General features: G+C 61.4%; 14 protein-coding genes. 7 read left to right on the top strand and 7 right to left on the bottom strand.

All coding sequences use genetic code 11. The annotated features are described in order from the left end of the window. Positions 1–7 precede the first annotated feature (7 nt). From ACZCWR_RS10810 to ACZCWR_RS10785, 6 genes are read right to left on the bottom strand one after another with little or no spacing between them, the layout of a single operon-like run. Positions 8–868, bottom strand: coding sequence for an SDR family oxidoreductase (locus tag ACZCWR_RS10810; RefSeq protein WP_487300755.1), 861 nt, complete (start codon positions 866–868; stop codon positions 8–10). A gap of 12 nt (positions 869–880) precedes the next feature. Beyond that, a complete protein-coding gene (locus ACZCWR_RS10805) occupies positions 881–1,885 on the bottom strand; it encodes an NADP-dependent oxidoreductase (RefSeq protein WP_487300754.1) in 1,005 nt (334 codons plus the stop codon). A gap of 26 nt (positions 1,886–1,911) precedes the next feature. Continuing rightward, positions 1,912–2,373: a PaaI family thioesterase gene (locus ACZCWR_RS10800; protein ID WP_487300753.1), complete on the bottom strand. Its 462-nt coding sequence runs from the start codon at positions 2,371–2,373 to the stop codon at positions 1,912–1,914. A gap of 5 nt (positions 2,374–2,378) precedes the next feature. Continuing rightward, positions 2,379–2,681 carry a Dabb family protein gene (locus tag ACZCWR_RS10795; RefSeq protein WP_487300752.1) on the bottom strand — a complete coding sequence of 101 codons (303 nt, stop codon included), beginning with the start codon at positions 2,679–2,681 and terminating at the stop codon, positions 2,379–2,381. Between the two features lie 45 nt (positions 2,682–2,726). After that, entirely contained in the window at positions 2,727–3,365 is a 639-nt protein-coding gene (gene pncA, locus ACZCWR_RS10790) for a bifunctional nicotinamidase/pyrazinamidase (RefSeq protein WP_487300751.1), read from the bottom strand. A gap of 2 nt (positions 3,366–3,367) precedes the next feature. Continuing rightward, positions 3,368–5,431 (bottom strand): 3-hydroxyacyl-CoA dehydrogenase NAD-binding domain-containing protein, encoded by a 2,064-nt coding sequence (locus tag ACZCWR_RS10785; protein WP_487300750.1) that lies wholly within the window; start codon positions 5,429–5,431, stop codon positions 3,368–3,370. A 364-nt stretch (positions 5,432–5,795) separates the two neighbouring features. Here ACZCWR_RS10785 and ACZCWR_RS10780 point away from each other — a divergent pair, with 364 nt between their 5' ends. After that, positions 5,796–6,218, top strand: coding sequence for a hypothetical protein (locus ACZCWR_RS10780; RefSeq protein ID WP_487303355.1), 423 nt, complete (start codon positions 5,796–5,798; stop codon positions 6,216–6,218). Then, on the top strand, positions 6,128–6,436 hold the full coding sequence (locus ACZCWR_RS10775) for a hypothetical protein (RefSeq protein WP_487300749.1): 309 nt from the start codon (positions 6,128–6,130) through the stop codon (positions 6,434–6,436). Before ACZCWR_RS10780 ends, ACZCWR_RS10775 begins: the two co-directional genes overlap by 91 nt. 38 nt (positions 6,437–6,474) lie before the next feature. Here the strand turns inward: ACZCWR_RS10775 and ACZCWR_RS10770 are convergent, their stop codons facing one another. Next, positions 6,475–8,133 carry a 3-(methylthio)propionyl-CoA ligase gene (locus ACZCWR_RS10770; RefSeq protein ID WP_487300748.1) on the bottom strand — a complete coding sequence of 553 codons (1,659 nt, stop codon included), beginning with the start codon at positions 8,131–8,133 and terminating at the stop codon, positions 6,475–6,477. 109 nt (positions 8,134–8,242) lie between these two features. On the opposite strand from ACZCWR_RS10770, the gene ACZCWR_RS10765 reads away from it, so the two are divergent. The 5 genes from ACZCWR_RS10765 to ACZCWR_RS10745 all read left to right on the top strand — a co-directional run bounded on the left by ACZCWR_RS10765 (position 8,243) and on the right by ACZCWR_RS10745 (position 12,155). Next, on the top strand, positions 8,243–9,832 hold the full coding sequence (locus tag ACZCWR_RS10765) for a protein adenylyltransferase SelO (RefSeq protein WP_487300747.1): 1,590 nt from the start codon (positions 8,243–8,245) through the stop codon (positions 9,830–9,832). Positions 9,833–9,887: 55 nt separating this feature from the next. Beyond that, positions 9,888–10,301, top strand: a complete 414-nt coding sequence (msrB, locus tag ACZCWR_RS10760; protein WP_487300746.1) for a peptide-methionine (R)-S-oxide reductase MsrB — start codon at positions 9,888–9,890, stop codon at positions 10,299–10,301. 125 nt (positions 10,302–10,426) lie between these two features. After that, positions 10,427–10,963, top strand: coding sequence for a septation protein A (locus ACZCWR_RS10755; protein WP_487300745.1), 537 nt, complete (start codon positions 10,427–10,429; stop codon positions 10,961–10,963). Next, positions 10,960–11,274: a BolA family protein gene (locus ACZCWR_RS10750; protein ID WP_487300744.1), complete on the top strand. Its 315-nt coding sequence runs from the start codon at positions 10,960–10,962 to the stop codon at positions 11,272–11,274. Before ACZCWR_RS10755 ends, ACZCWR_RS10750 begins: the two co-directional genes overlap by 4 nt. Before the next feature lie 95 nt (positions 11,275–11,369). Next, positions 11,370–12,155: a peptidylprolyl isomerase gene (locus tag ACZCWR_RS10745; RefSeq protein WP_487300743.1), complete on the top strand. Its 786-nt coding sequence runs from the start codon at positions 11,370–11,372 to the stop codon at positions 12,153–12,155. The last annotated feature ends 208 nt before the right edge of the window (positions 12,156–12,363 follow it).

Genomic DNA, 12,363 nt, shown 5'->3' with positions numbered 1-12,363 from the left:
CAGACATTCAGTCGTTCTTCGTGCGTACGAGCGACATCGGATCGGTCGGCGTGCGCATCTGCGCGATATCGTCATGCCGCAGTTGCACCGACGCCATGATCGACGGATGCGTGATGACGTAGAAACGGTTCTCGCGCACCGCATCGAACGTCAATTCGGCGATGTCGGCCGCCGACAACTTGCCGCTCTCCACCGCCTTCAACAGTTGCCGTGCAGCGAGCTTTTGCGATGCCGTGTGCGGCGCATCGTTGACGAGCGACGCGGGCCGTCCGCGTTCTGCATCCGCGATGCCAGTCGGCACGAACGCCGGACACAACAACGACACGCCGATCGATGCACGCGCCAGCCGTAAATCATGTTGAAGCGTCTCGGTGATCGCCACCACGGCATGCTTCGACGCGTTGTACACGCCCATGAACGGCGCGGCGAGCAGCCCCGCCACCGACGCCGTGTTGACGATATGCGCCGACTCCTGTTTCAGCATGTGCGGCACGAACGCGCGCAGACCGTTGGCGACGCCCATCACGTTCACGCCGAATACCCATTGCCAGTCGTTCGCGCTGTTTTCCCACACGAAGCCGCCCGCGCCAACACCCGCGTTGTTGAAGAGCAGATGCGCCGCGCCGTGCGCATCGAGCGTGGCGCGGGCGAGTGCATCGACTTGCGCGGCGTCCGAGACATCGGTTTTCATGCCGAGCGCGTCGGCGCCTTGCGCGCGCAGGGCATCGACGGTCGCGGCGAGCGCGGTTTCATCGACATCGGCGAGCACGAGCTTCATGCCGAGCGACGCGCCCTTCTCTGCGAACGCGCGGCCCAACCCGCTGCCCGCGCCGGTGATGACCGCCACCTTCCCTTCGAAACGATCCACTTGAGTGTCCTGTCAGACGAGCTTCACGAGTTGCTTGCCGAAGTTCTTGCCGCGCAACAGCCCGAGAAACGCTTCGGGCGCATTCTCCAGCCCTTGCGCGATGGTTTCGCGATAACGCAGCTTGTCGGTCGCCACGAGCGCGCCGAGTTCCTTCAACGCCTGCGGCCACACTTCCATATGCTCGCTCACGATGAAGCCCTGCAGCTTCAGCCGTTGCGTGAGCAGCAGCGCGGGCGCTTTCATCGCGAACGGCTTGCCGTCGTAGCCCGAAATCATGCCGCACAGTGCGATGCGGCCATGCGCGTTCATGCGCGGCAGCACGGCATCGAACACATCGCCGCCGACATTCTCGAAATATCCGTCGATGCCATCGGGCGCGGCGGCCTTCAACTCATCGCGCAAAGCGCCGGCCTTATAGTCGATGCACGCATCGAAGCCGAGCGTCTCCACCACGTAACGGCACTTCTCCGGCCCGCCCGCGATGCCGATCGCACGACATCCCGCCGCCTTCGCCAGTTGCCCGACCACGCTGCCCACCGCGCCGCTCGCCGCGCTCACGGCCACCGTCTGCCCCGCCTTCGGTTCGATGATGCGATTCAGCCCATACCACGCCGTCACGCCCGGCATGCCCGCCGCGCCGAGATAGACGGACATCGGCACGTGAGAGGTATCGACCTTATACAAGCCTTGACCGCTCGACGTGCCGTATTCCTGCCAGCCGAACATGCCGACCACGCAATCGCCCTTGGCAAACGATGCGTTGCGCGATTCGATGACCTCGCCCACCGTGCCGCCGATCATCACTTCGTTGAGCGGCTGCGGCGGCGCGTACGACTTCGTGTCGTTCATGCGGCCACGCATGTAAGGGTCGAGCGAGAGAAAGTGATTGCGCACGCGCAGTTCGCCATCCTGCAACGGCGCGAGCGGCGTTTCGACGAGTTTGAAGTTTGCCGCCGTCGCTTCGCCTTCGGGCCGCGAGACAAGCAGGATTTGACGATTCATCGTTGTATCTGCCATGAAAAACTCCTTGAGTTCAGGACGCGTCAGGCATCGCTCGGGCCGGGATGCGCGGCGGGATCGGAGCGCATCTTTTGCCGGACGATGTCGCGTCCGACCGCGAGCCGCTTCATGTATTTGAACGTGCCGAGCGCCTTCGCGACGAAATGCCCTTCGCTGTCGCGGATTTCGCCTTCGCAATAGGCCATCGTGGTCGAGCGGTGGAGGATGCGCCCGAAGCCGCGCAACTCGCCGCGTCCCGGCTGCATGAAGTTCACCTTCATCTCCACGGTGACGACGCCCACGCCATCGCCCGCGACACTGCGCGCGGCCAGCGCCAGCGCACTGTCCAGCAGTGTCATGGTGACGCCGCCATGCGCGATGCCCCAGGTGTTCATATGTGTATCGTTGAGCGGCAGGCACACTTCGCTTTCGCCATCGACCGCTTTGATAAGTTGCACGCCCAGCGAATCGATGAACGGGCTTTCGAGCATTTCTGTTTTGGACATGGCCGTCAGACTTCGTAGTCCACGCATTGCCGGTCTTCGCGCACGGCGGCGACGAAATCCTTCAATGCCTGATGTTTCGGATGCACTTGATACGCTTCGAGCGCGGCCTTGTCATCGAAATCCGAAACGAGCACGACGTCATACGTGCAATCGAAACCCGGTTGCGCCGTGCCGACTTCGAAATGCCCCTGACCCTTGACGATGCTACGGCAAGTTTCGAGCTTCGCCTTGAGGCGTTCGGCGTTTTCCGCGCGGCTCGCGCCCTCGGCGCTTTCCTTCAGCTTCCACATGACGATGTGACGTAGCACGGCGACTCCTGATCGAATATCCAATGAAGCTGAAAGCGTAGCAGGTCAGCGGGTTTCGAATGGCATGACGTGCGCCGAATCCACGCGCGCAATGCCCGCCTCCTCCATCTCACGCCACGCGCGTTCCAGCGATCCGTTCAGGTCAATGGCGCGGCACGCATCTTCGATCACGCTGACTTCGAAGCCCGCCGCGCGCGCATCCAGCGCGGACCACGCGACGCAATAATCCGTCGCCAGTCCGGCGATCCAGACGTGCCGCGCGCCGACATCGCGCAAATAGCCCGCGAGACCCGTCGGCGTCACGCGGTCCGCTTCGAGAAACGCCGAGTAGCTATCGACGTGCTCGTGATGCCCCTTGCGGATCACGAGCCGCGCATGCGGCACATGAAGATCGCGATGCAGCGCCGCGCCCGGCGTGTCCTGCACGCAATGCACCGGCCACAAAACCTGTTCGCCATACGGCAGCGTCATGGTTTCGAAGGGTTGCCGGCCCGCGTGATTCGCCGCGAACGACACATGCGAGCGCGGATGCCAGTCCTGCGTCAGCACCACATGCGAGAACGCGCACGCCAGACGGTTGATGACCGGCACGACTTCATCGCCTTGCGCGACGGCAAGCGCCCCGCCGGGCATGAAGTCGTATTGCGCGTCCACGATCAGGAAAACATCGTTCAGAGGTTTCATGGTCAGGTTGTGAAGCGGCCATTGGATGCCGCGAGTTCGATCACACGCGCGGCAGGCTGCCACGCATATTGACGCATGGCGCGTTCGACATTCGGAAGGCCAAGCATGTCCGCATAAAACATCGGCCCGCCGCGCCAGAGCGGAAAACCATAGCCCGTCAGATAAACCATGTCGATATCCGACGCTTTCGCCGCGATGCCTTCCTCCAGAATCTTCGCCCCTTCGTTGACGAGCGACAGCACCAGCCGCTCGACGATTTCCTCATCGCCGATACTGCGCCGTTCGATGCCCTGCTCCTTCGAATACGCGACGATCATGTCATCGACGAGCGTTGACGGCGCGGCATCGCGCTGGCCTGGCTGGTAGTCGTACCAGCCCGCGCCGGTTTTCTGGCCGAAACGCCCGAGTTCGCACAGCCGGTCGGCCACGCGCGAATAGTGCAGGTCCGGCCGTTCCCGATAACGCCGTTTCCTGATCGCCCAGCCGATGTCGTTGCCGGCCAGATCGCTCATGCGGAACGGACCCATCGCGAAGCCGAATTGCTCGATGGCGCGATCGATCTGCGCGGGCAGCGCGCCTTCTTCCAGCATGAACAACGCTTGCCTGATGTACTGCTCGATCATTCGATTGCCGATGAAGCCATCGCACACGCCCGAGACGACCGCGGTCTTTTTGATCTTCTTTGCCGTCTGCATGACGGTGGCAAGCACGTCCTTTTCGGTCTTTTCGCCGCGCACGACTTCGAGCAGTTTCATGACGTTCGCGGGACTGAAAAAGTGCATGCCGATGACATCGCCCGGACGCTTCGTGAAAGCGGCGATTTTGTCGAGATCGAGCGTCGAGGTGTTGGAGGCGAGGATCGCGCCGGGTTTCGCTACTTCGTCGAGTTGTTTGAAGACTTGTTCCTTCACGCTGAGATCTTCGAACACGGCTTCGACGATCAGATCCGCGTGGCCGAGGTCTTGATATGCGAGCGTCGGCGTGATGAGCGCCATGCGTTCATCGACCTTCTCTGGCTTGAGCTTGCCCTTTTTGACTTGCGCATCGTAATTGCGGCGGATGGTGGCGAGGCCTTTGTCGAGCGCGTCCTGCTTCGTTTCGAGCAGCGTCACTGGCAGGCCCGCGTTGACGAAGTTCATCGCGATGCCGCCGCCCATCGTTCCCGCACCGATCACGCCGATTCGTTCGATCTTGCGCGTGGGCGTGGTCGACGGCACATCCGCGATCTTGCTTGCCGCGCGTTCGCCGAAGAACGCGTGTCGCAGCGCGCGGCTTTCGGGCGTTTGCACGAGCGCGACGAAGCATTCGCGCTCGAACGTCATGCCGCGTTCGAAGCCTTCCTTCACGCCCTTTTCGATGGCATCGATGCATTTGTGCGGCGCCGGGAAATGCTTGGCCGTCGCCGCTGCATTGTTGCGCGCGGTTTCGATGAAACCATCCGCGTTCGGATGTTCGATCTTGCGATCGCGCGCCTTCGGATACGGACCGCCGCGTTCGGCTGCGCGCGCGGCGAAGCGGATGGCGGCATCGAGCAGATCGGTTTGCGCGAGTTCGTCGAAAAGCGCGGTTTGTGCGAGTTGTTCCGAGCGCACCGGCGTGCCCGACACGATCATGTCGAGCGCCGTTTCCAGGCCGACCACGCGCGGCAAGCGTTGCGTGCCGCCCGCGCCCGGCAGCAACCCGAGCTTCACTTCCGGCAGCGCGATCTGCGCACCGGGCGATGCCACGCGGTAATGCGCACCGAGCGCGAGTTCGAGCCCGCCGCCCATCGCGATGGCGTGGATCGCGGCGACGACCGGCTTCGGGCTGTTTTCCACAGCATCGATGACCGTGAGCAGCGATGGCTCCTGCGTGGCTTTCGGCGTGTTGAATTCGGTGATGTCCGCGCCACCCGAAAACGCCTTACCCGCCCCGATGATGACGATGGCCACAACGTTCGAATCTGCGTTAGCGCGCTGTACGCCCTCGACGATACCGAGCCGCGTCGAATGCCCGAGCCCGTTTACCGGTGGATTGTCCAGCGTGATGACGGCGACGTTATCGCGGAGGGTGTAGTTCACTGCCATGTCGGTGTCTCCTGTGCGGACGCGCTTGGGCGTCGTCGATGGTAGTGATTGTGGGGGAATGGGTCAGGATACACAAAGGAGAACGGGCATTCAATTAGCCGTTCGGATGACTAGTGGAGCGAGCGATGTACCACTACGGTATCGACGAGAACTTCGTCGCGACGGATTCTCATTAATACCGGATTCCTAATCATCGAAATAAAGGATGCGGACATGAACTACCCTCTCGCTCGCCGGTCAGTGGATGTTGCAAAGAACTCAGGTATCAAATGGCCGCCCGGTCAGTCCTCGCGTCATCCAACGCGCTCGTCGCCAACTCGAACGACATATTCGGAAAAACCGCCTTTTCGGAAAGGCTGTAATCGTGCAGGATCGCGATGGATATCGATTCCTGCGCAGAAGCGGCGCGAAAGGCTGCGCATTTTCGGCGCGACTCGTCTTTCTCGGCGCAAATCCGAGTCGCTCGACGCTATGCGAAGAACTGCTGCATGCCCTTCAGTTTCGCTGGGGCCTGCACGAATATGCAGCAGCGCTTTACGGCATGGCGACGGCTTCGATCATCATGGAATGGGTCGCCGGGCGTGTGCTCGTCACGCGAGAAAATCGCTGGCGAATTCCGCTGCGTGAGCGGCTTGAGAACCGGCAACGCCTGGCATCGTACTCGTATAAACTCAGAAAGGATTTAGGAGGAATACCGTGGCCTTTACGTTTGAAATCGAACGCGTGGATCGATTCCCTCGCCAAGGAATTGGAGTGCTGGATGGGAGACTTCTTGACGGGTATGTAAGCGAAGGTTCCTGCGTGGAACTGGTGCATCACGGCGAACATTTCCCGCTACGTGTTTCGGGCGTTGCGCTGGGTTCGCGGTTGCCTCAGCAGAATGGAAAGTTCAGCTTGTCGGTCGATCTGCGGCAAGACGCAATGGCAGTGGTTCGGCCGGGTGATGTACTCATGGCGGACAAAGCACATCGCGTTGCGAAGCGACATCGCACGCGCCGCTTTTGATCGATCATCGCGCCCCGGCGATCGGGGCGCGACAACCTTCAAGCGTCACTCTCCACCCCACTCGGCAACACATGATCGCGATATAACGCCCGCAACCTCACCTTCTGCAACTTCCCCGTCGCCGTATGCGGAAGCTCATCCGCGAACACGACATCATCAGGAATCCACCACTTCGCGACCTTGCCTCCGAAGTGCGCCAGCAGTTCCTCGCGCGTGATTGTCGCGTTCGGCTTGAGCACGGCGACGATCATCGGCCGCTCCGTCCACTTGGGATGCGCGCACGCAATACACGCCGCCTCCGCCACCTGCGGATGCGACACCGCGATATTCTCCAGGTCGATCGAACTGATCCACTCGCCGCCCGATTTGATGACGTCCTTGCTGCGGTCGGTGATATGCATGAAGCCGTCCGCGTCGATGGTCGCCACGTCTCCTGTCGGGAACCAGCCGTCGATCAGCGGCGAATCATCGCGCCGGAAATAACGGTCGATGACACACGGCCCGCGCACGTGCAGATCGCCGAACGACTTGCCATCCCACGGCAATTCGTGCCCGTCGTCGCCGACCACTTTCATATCGACGCCGAACATCGTGTGACCTTGTTTTTCGCGCGAACGCCGTTGGTCTTCCGCCGGACGCTGCTTTTGCCGATGACTCAACCGCGCAAGCGTGCCGAGCGGCGACATTTCCGTCATGCCCCACGCGTGAATCACGTCCACGCCGTAATCGTCCTCGAAGGTGCGCAGCATCGCGGGCGGACACGCGGAACCGCCGATCACCGTGCGCTTGAGCGTCGAAAACCGTACGTCCGCTTGCTTCATGTAGGCGAGCAGGCCGAGCCAGACAGTCGGCACGCCCGCAGAAAACGTGACGCCTTCGGCTTCCATCAATTCGTAGAGCGACTTGCCATCCAGATCCTTGCCGGGCAGCACGAGTTTCGCGCCGACCAATGGCCCCGCGTGCGGAATGCCCCACGCGTTGACATGGAACATCGGCACGACGGGAAGGATGGCATCGCTCGATGATGCGCCCATCGCATCCGGCAACGCAGCCATGTACGCGTGCAGCACCGTCGAACGATGCGAATACAGCGCGCCCTTCGGATTGCCCGTCGTGCCCGACGTATAGCAAAGAAACGACGCCTGTTGCTCGTCTAGCAACGGCCATTCGAAATCGCCGTCATACGCGCCGATCAAAGTCTCGTAGCTCTGCAGCGGCACGCTCAGATCGGAAAGATGCTCCGCGATACACGACGCCTCGCCCAACGCGATCCACCCTTTCACGTTCGGACATTGCGGCGCGATCATCTCGACGAGCGGCGCGAACGTCATGTCGAAGAAGACGTACGAATCGTCCGCGTGATCGATGATGAACGCCACCTGATCCGGAAACAGCCGCGGGTTGATCGTATGGCACACCGCGCCCATGCCGGCGATGCCGTAATAGCACTCCAGATGCCGGTAGCCATTCCACGCGAGCGTGCCGACGCGCTCGCCCGCCTCCACGCCCAGCGCGATCAGCGCCTGCGCAAGCTGTTTGGCGCGCTGCTCGCAATCACGGTACGTATAACGATGGATATCGCCTTCGATCCGCTTCGACACGATCTCCGTGTCGCCGAAGTGGCGCGATGCATGAGACAACAGGGACGACGCGAGCAGCGGTACTTCCATCATCTGGCCGTATAGCGGCGACGTCATAAGCCAAGTCCTCGTCTTAGGTCGGATGCGCGGCGAAGCACCACCGGACGGGCTCCTGCAGGTCCGCGAGCGCGGATTTACAATATCGTTTAACCCAAAGGCGCTCAACATGTCGTTTTCCCCAAGCAGTGCCGTGCACGACGAACCCGCCGCGCACGACGATCCGCTTTCGATGGACACGCTCGCCGCCGCCATTCAGGTCGCGCAGCCCGGCTCCTTCGCCGCGCTCGGTAACGCGTTTCTCACGCGCTTGCCCGCCGCACCGGTGCCGGACCCGTATCTCGTCGCGATTTCCGCCGAAGTCGCGCAATCGCTCGGTTTCGATGCCTCGCTCGCCCACGGCGACGAGCGCGATGCCTTCGCCGCCTATTTCGCCGGCAATCCCACGCGCGACTGGCCGACCGGCACGCTGCCTTACGCCGCCGTGTATTCGGGGCATCAGTTCGGCGTGTGGGCGGGTCAATTGGGCGATGGCCGCGCGCTCACGCTCGGCGAAAGTTCGCACGACGGCGCGCGACTCGAAGTGCAACTGAAAGGCGCAGGCCGCACGCCCTATTCGCGCATGGGCGATGGCCGCGCGGTGCTGCGCTCGTCGATCCGCGAGTTCCTGTGTTCGGAAGCGATGCACCATCTCGGCATTCCGACCACGCGCGCCATGGCGATCATCGGCTCGGATTTGCCGGTGCATCGTGAAAGTATCGAGTCGGCGGCGATCGTCACGCGTGTCGCGCCCAGTTTCGTGCGCTTCGGGCATTTCGAGCATTTCTACTCGAACGATCGCATCGGGGAACTGAAGATATTGGCGGATCACGTCATCGACCGGTTCTATCCACGCTGCCGCGAAGCTGACGACCCGTATCTCGCGCTGCTGGACGAAGCCGTGCGGCGCACCGCCGCGTTGATGGTCGAATGGCAAGGCGTCGGCTTCTGTCACGGCGTGATGAACACGGACAACATGTCGATCCTCGGTCTCACGATCGATTACGGCCCGTTCGGCTTCATGGATGGCTTCGACGCGCATCACATCTGCAATCACTCGGATACGCAGGGCCGCTATTCGTATAGCCGTCAGCCGCAGGTCGGCTACTGGAACCTGTTTTGTCTGGCGCAGGCGTTGCTGCCCTTGTTCGGCGCGAATCTGCCCGAAGAAGGCCGCGAGGAACGCGTGGTGCAGGAAGCGCAAGGCGTGATGGAGCGCTACAAGACGTACTTCGGCCCCGCACTGGAAGCGAAAATGCGCGCGAAACTCGGCCTCGAAACCGCGCGCGAAGGCGACGACAAACTCGCCAACGCGCTGTTCGAAGTCATGCATGCGAACCGTGCGGACTTCACGCTGACGTTCCGCAACCTGGCGAAGCTCTCGAAATCCGACGCCAGCGGCGATGCCCCCGTGCGCGACCTCTTTCTCGACCGCGCCGCATTCGACGCGTGGGCCGTGAGCTATCGCGAACGCCTGAGCCACGAATCACGCGACGATGCCGCCCGCGCCAAGGCCATGAATCGCGTGAATCCGAAGTACGTGCTGCGCAATCATCTGGCAGAAAAGGCCATTCGCGCGGCGAACGGCAAGGACTTCTCGGAAGTGGCGCGGCTTTTGGATGTGTTGCGCCATCCTTATGACGAACAGCCTGAACACGATGCCTACGCAGGCCTTCCGCCCGACTGGGCGAGCGACCTCGAAGTGAGTTGTTCTTCGTAGGATCGTCCCCAAATACGAGGCCTTCCCGGTCAAACAAGGAAAGACAAGGAAAGACATGAGCCAAGACGACACCACGCACTATCCGCTGAAAAAAGACGACGCCACCTACCGCAACGAACTGGACGACATGCAGTATCAGGTCACGCGCCACGCCATGACCGAACGTCCGTTCACCGGCAAATACTGGGATCACACCGAACGCGGCATCTACGATTGCGTGTGTTGCGGCACGCCGCTGTTCGAATCGGACACGAAGTTCGACGCCGGTTGCGGCTGGCCGAGCTATTTCAAGCCGATCAACGGCGAAGTCGTGCAGGAAAAGACCGACCGCACGCACGGCATGCTGCGCATCGAAGTGCTGTGCAAGAACTGCGGCGCGCATCTGGGCCACGTGTTCGAGGACGGACCCGCGCCGACCGGCTTGCGGTATTGCATTAACTCGGCTGCGCTACAATTCGAACCCAAGTAAGCGCGAGCCGGGGCCAGTCGCCCCAATAGCTTCAATTAACGCCCGCCGCGCCGCGGGCGTTCTTTCACGCGCCGCACGCATTCCGCAGTCATCCGGCTACCCGTCGCCAACCTTTCCGCACGCTCATGAAATTTCTGTTCGATCTGTTTCCGATCATCCTGTTTTTTGTCGCTTTCAAGGTGTGGGGCATTTACACGGCGACCGGCGTCGCGATTGCCGCGACGCTCGTGCAGATCGCGTGGGTCGCCTTCCGTCACCGCAAGGTCGATCCGATGCTGTGGGTCAGTCTCGGCGTGGTCGTGGTGTTCGGCGGCGCGACGCTCGTGCTGCATAACGATACGTTCATCAAATGGAAGCCGACCGCGCTCTACTGGCTGTTTGCGGTCGCGCTGATCGTCTCGCAGCTCGCGTTTGGCAAGAACCTCATCGAAGCGATGATGGGCAAGCAGATCGTGTTGCCGCATCGCGTGTGGGGACAGTTGAATGTCGCATGGGCGGTGTTCTTCGCGATTCTTGGCATCGTCAATCTGTTCGTCGCGTATAACTACACGACGGATCAGTGGGTCAACTTCAAGCTGTTCGGGGCGACGGGTTGTCTCGTGCTGTTTATCGTCGCGCAAAGTTTCTGGCTCGCGAAACACATGAAGGAGGATGGTCAATGAACGCGTCTTTCGACTTCATGAAGGCCAGCGCGCAGGAGAAGATCGCGCATCTCGAAGCGCGGCTGAACGCGGCGCTTGCTCCGCAATCCGTGCATATCGAGGACGACAGCGCGGCGCACGCGGGCCATGCCGGCGCGGCGTCAGGCAGCCATTACACGGTGACGCTCGTGGCCGATGGCTTCGCTGGCAAGCCGCGCGTGGCGCGTCACCGGCTCGTGTATGATGCGCTGGCCGAGGAAATGCGGCATGGCGTGCATGCATTGGCCATCAAGGCCTATACGCCTCAAGAGTTCGCAGAACTATTCCAATAGATACGCTGAGATACGCTGCGCTTCAGACTCTTTCGCATGTCCTCTTTTTAATCTCGCCTTTTGCAGGCGTCAGTTTGCTCAGTTAGGAACCTCCGATGACTTTGAATAAAACCCGTGTCTGGGTGTTGCTCGCTGCATTCGCGGCGGCTCCCGCGTTTGCGCAGAACATTGCCGTGGTCAATGGCACGCCGATTCCCACGGCGCGCGCCGATGCACTCGTCAAGCAACTGGTCCAGCAGGGTCAGCAGGACTCGCCGCAGTTGCAACAGGCCGTGCGCGAGGAACTCATCAATCGCGAAGTGCTGATGCAGGAAGCCGCGCGCGAAGGCATCCCGACGCGTCCGGACGTGAAGCAGCAGATCGCCGTGGCGCAGCAAACCGTGGTGCTGCGCGCGATGATCGAAGATTTCGCCAAGAAGAACACGCCGAGCGATGCCGAAGTCAAGGCCAAGTACGACGAACTGGTCAAACAGAATGCGAGTGGCGGCAAGGAACTGCATCTGCATCACATTCTGGTGGACAACGAACAGCAGGCGAAGGACCTGATCGCGAAGATCAAGGGCGGCGCGAGCTTCGAAGATCTCGCCAAGCAATATTCGAAGGACCCGGGATCGGGCAAGAACGGCGGCGATCTCGACTGGTCCTCGCCTTCCGCTTACGTGCCGGAATTCGGCGCGGCGGCTGCGAAGCTGAAGAAGGGTGAAGTCACGCCGGAGCCGGTCAAGACGCAGTTCGGCTGGCACATCATCCGTCTGGACGATTCGCGCGATGTCGCCCCGCCGCCGTTCGATCAGGTCAAGGCGCAGATCGCGCAGCAGATGCAGCAGGAAAAGCTGCAGGGGTTTGAAGAATCGTTGCGGAAGAAGGCGGTGGTGAAGTAACGCTTTTTCTTCTTTGACACTGCGATGTACGACAGAGCCGCCTTTGGGCGGCTTTGTCGTTTCCAGCGCCTGTCGAGTGTAGGCAGCAGTACTTGAGCTGGTAGACAGTTTTCTTCGTTCGTTGCCGTGTTGATTGTTGTTGTTCTGTTGTTCTGTTGTGCAAGGGGCTGCTGTTGTTTGGGCTTTTATTGCAGTAGCCGCCTCCCCG

It is taken from the genome of Caballeronia sp. A2-2 (assembly GCF_057612605.2).
This window is presented reverse-complemented; position numbering and strand designations above follow the sequence as displayed.

Bases quoted from the DNA above. Each gene is read 5' to 3' on its own strand.
- ACZCWR_RS10745 (WP_487300743.1), top strand. From the start codon at position 11,370: ATGACTTTGAATAAAACCCGTGTCTGGGTGTTGCTCGCTGCATTCGCG.
- pncA (WP_487300751.1), bottom strand. From the start codon at position 3,365: ATGAAACCTCTGAACGATGTTTTCCTGATCGTGGACGCGCAATACGAC.
- msrB (WP_487300746.1), top strand. From the start codon at position 9,888: ATGAGCCAAGACGACACCACGCACTATCCGCTGAAAAAAGACGACGCC.
- ACZCWR_RS10750 (WP_487300744.1), top strand. From the start codon at position 10,960: ATGAACGCGTCTTTCGACTTCATGAAGGCCAGCGCGCAGGAGAAGATC.
- ACZCWR_RS10765 (WP_487300747.1), top strand. From the start codon at position 8,243: ATGTCGTTTTCCCCAAGCAGTGCCGTGCACGACGAACCCGCCGCGCAC.
- ACZCWR_RS10770 (WP_487300748.1), bottom strand. From the start codon at position 8,133: ATGACGTCGCCGCTATACGGCCAGATGATGGAAGTACCGCTGCTCGCG.
- ACZCWR_RS10800 (WP_487300753.1), bottom strand. From the start codon at position 2,373: ATGTCCAAAACAGAAATGCTCGAAAGCCCGTTCATCGATTCGCTGGGC.
- ACZCWR_RS10805 (WP_487300754.1), bottom strand. From the start codon at position 1,885: ATGGCAGATACAACGATGAATCGTCAAATCCTGCTTGTCTCGCGGCCC.
- ACZCWR_RS10755 (WP_487300745.1), top strand. From the start codon at position 10,427: ATGAAATTTCTGTTCGATCTGTTTCCGATCATCCTGTTTTTTGTCGCT.
- ACZCWR_RS10785 (WP_487300750.1), bottom strand. From the start codon at position 5,431: ATGGCAGTGAACTACACCCTCCGCGATAACGTCGCCGTCATCACGCTG.